The sequence below is a fragment of the Lactobacillus sp. genome (assembly GCF_051873315.1).
Taxonomy (GTDB): Bacteria; Bacillota; Bacilli; order Lactobacillales; family Lactobacillaceae; genus Lactobacillus.
Genome location: NZ_JBJEES010000056.1, coordinates 1 through 2,694, shown reverse-complemented (window position 1 = coordinate 2,694; position 2,694 = coordinate 1). Strand labels below are relative to the sequence as shown.

Annotated in this window: 3 protein-coding genes; all 3 read left to right on the top strand. The window is 48.8% G+C overall.

Translation table 11 applies throughout. The annotated features are described in order from the left end of the window. Window positions 1-97 precede the first annotated feature (97 nt). Complete coding sequence (locus ACI32D_RS02960; protein WP_439775161.1) at window positions 98-892, top strand: SDR family NAD(P)-dependent oxidoreductase; 795 nt, start codon at window positions 98-100, stop codon at window positions 890-892. Between the two features lie 96 nt (window positions 893-988). Next, on the top strand, window positions 989-1,174 hold the full coding sequence (locus ACI32D_RS02955; RefSeq protein WP_439775160.1) for a hypothetical protein: 186 nt from the start codon (window positions 989-991) through the stop codon (window positions 1,172-1,174). Window positions 1,175-1,312: 138 nt separating this feature from the next. After that, on the top strand, window positions 1,313-2,694 hold a 1,382-nt coding region (locus tag ACI32D_RS02950; RefSeq protein ID WP_439775159.1), incomplete at its 3' end, for an aldehyde dehydrogenase family protein.

Sequence of the window (2,694 nt, the reverse complement as noted above, 5' to 3'; positions counted from 1 at the left end):
GAATCTTATGATGTATTTTGCCGCCATTGATCTTGGTATGATTATCTCAACAAATCAAGCAAGAAAGAAAAACATCTAAGCAATACGGAGGCACAACATGAAGAATGTAGCATTAATCACTGGTTCATATGGCGGTCTGGGTACTTGCTTCGTCAACATCCACGCTGAAAAGGGCGGCGACTTGATCCTGGTTGGCCGCAGCCAGGCAAAACTGGACAAGCAAGCTGAAGAAACCAAGAAGAAGTACGACGTCAATGTTTTGACTCTGGCAGTTGACCTTTCAAAGCCAGAAGCAGCTCAAACCATTTACGACTTTACTAAGAAAGAAAATGTGCTGCCAGACATCTTGATCAACAATGCCGGTTTCGGTGGCCAAGGGGACTTCGCCAGAGAACGGACCATGGAACAGGACATGTCCATGATCGCCGTCAACGTTGAAACTCCAACCAGAATCTTGAAGCTCTTCTTGAAGGATATGATCAAGCGGGGCAGCGGCAAGGTCTTGAACGTATCTTCAACCGCTGCCGTAATGCCAGGGCCACTGCAAGCAGTGTACTACGCAACAAAGGCCTACATGACTAGCTTCTCAAACGCACTTTGGCGGGAATTGGAAGGCACGGGCGTAACTGTAACTTGCCTGATGCCTGGTGCGATGACTACTGGTTTTGTCAGCGCAGGTGGTCTGGGCGACACTGCTCTGTTTGACAAGGCGCAAAGCCCAATGCCAGTTGCCAAGGACGGCTACGAAGGAATGCTCAAGGGTGAACTGAACGTGACTTCTGGCTTGGTAGGGATGCAGAAGATCTTCCTGCCAATGTCACCAATGATGCCAAAGAAGTTGCTGATGAACAATGTCTACAACATGCAAGTTCGCGGCAGCTCAAAGAAGTAATTGAAGCTATAAATACAACAGCTCAATTGAAAGGAAATGATAGCAATAAACACCGAAGCAAACAAGCGGATCATTGACCTGGTCAAGTAAGAATATATGGAAAGAATTCCTTCTTTTGTCAGAAATCACGCGACTGGCAAGACCTGTCAGCTGATCGCCAGGGAGTTCCCGGAGATCTACGCTGAATTTGAAAAAGCAGAAGTTAGCGCTGATGCCCAAGAGCAGATGCGCAAGATCGTCAACGACATTTTCGAAGAAAGAATGGCCAAGCATCACATGTAACTTGGCACGAAGTGATTGGCTTTAGGCAGGATATGATGTTCAGAAAGAAGCCTAAAGCTCGTAAACTAAAAGCATGATCAAGAGAGCAAAAAATAGATAACCGAAACAAACTGAAAATAGAAACAGGAGAAAACAAACATGGCTTACAAGACTACTAACCCATACACCGGCGAAGTACTGGCAGAATTCGACAACTTGACCAACGAAGAACTTGAAGGCAAGCTGGCTAAGGCCAACGAAACCTACAAGGAATGGTCAAAGACTACCTTTGAAGAACGGGCAGCTTTGATGAAGAAGGCTGCACAATTGGCAAGAGAACGCAGAGATGAACTTGCAGCCATCAACGCAACCGAAACTGGCAAACTGGTTACTATCGCTGCTTGGGAAATGAACCTTTGTGCAGACATCATGGAATACTACGCAGACAACGCTAAGGACCTGCTTAAGCCTCACTACGTAAAGACCACTGATGAAATGGCCGGTGACGCTGTCGGCATTTACCAGCCACTGGGCATCATCTACATGGTTGAACCATGGAACGTGCCATTCTTCCAAATGACCCGTCCAAGTGCCGCTCAATTGATGGCTGGTAACGTAGTTGTTCTTAAGCACGCAAGCAACTGCCCGCAATCAGCACTGGCAATGGAAAAGCTCTACCGTGACGCCGGCTTCCCAGAAGGCTGCTTCACCAACCTCTTTATTGACTATGAACAATCAAACGCATTGATCGCTGACAAGCGGATCTGCGGCGTAACTCTGACTGGCTCAACTCCAGTCGGCCGGCAAATCGCAGCTGAATCAGGCAAGAACTTGAAGAAGTGCGTTATGGAACTTGGTGGCTCAGACGCCATGGTCGTACTCCCAGACGCGGACTTGGGCAAGGCAGTTCAAGGCGCCATCATGGGCAGAATGACTATCTCCGGCCAAGTATGTGCCGGTGACAAGCGGATGTTCATCCACGAAAGCCTCTTTGACGCCTTCAAGGGCGGCGTAGAACAGGCAATCAACGGCATGGTAGCCGGTGATCCGCTTGACCCGAACACTACTCTGTCACCAGTCAGCTCAAAGAAGGCAGCCGACAAGATCAAGGCACAAATCGCCAAGGCAGTAAAAAACGGGGCAACTGCAGAAGAAGTAGGTCCAAAGGTGCCAGAAGGCGACGCTTGGGTACAACCAACTATCTTGACTGGTGTAACTCCAGACAACCCAATCTTCAACGAAGAAATCTTCGGGCCAGTATTGATGCTGTTCTCATACAAGACTGAAGACGAAGTAATCGAACTGGCAAACGGTACTGACTTCGGTTTGGGCAGCTCAGTTTACACTGAAGACCCAGCTAACGCAGCCCGCTTGGCAGCAGCCATGGAATCAGGTGCCGTATCAATCAACCAGCCAACCATGGCATCCCCAGCCATCCCATTCGGCGGGATCAAGACTTCAGGCTTTGGCCGTGAAATGGGCGCGGAGGGCATCCGTGAATTCACCAACGAGAAGTACATCAACAGTGCTCAAATCGACAT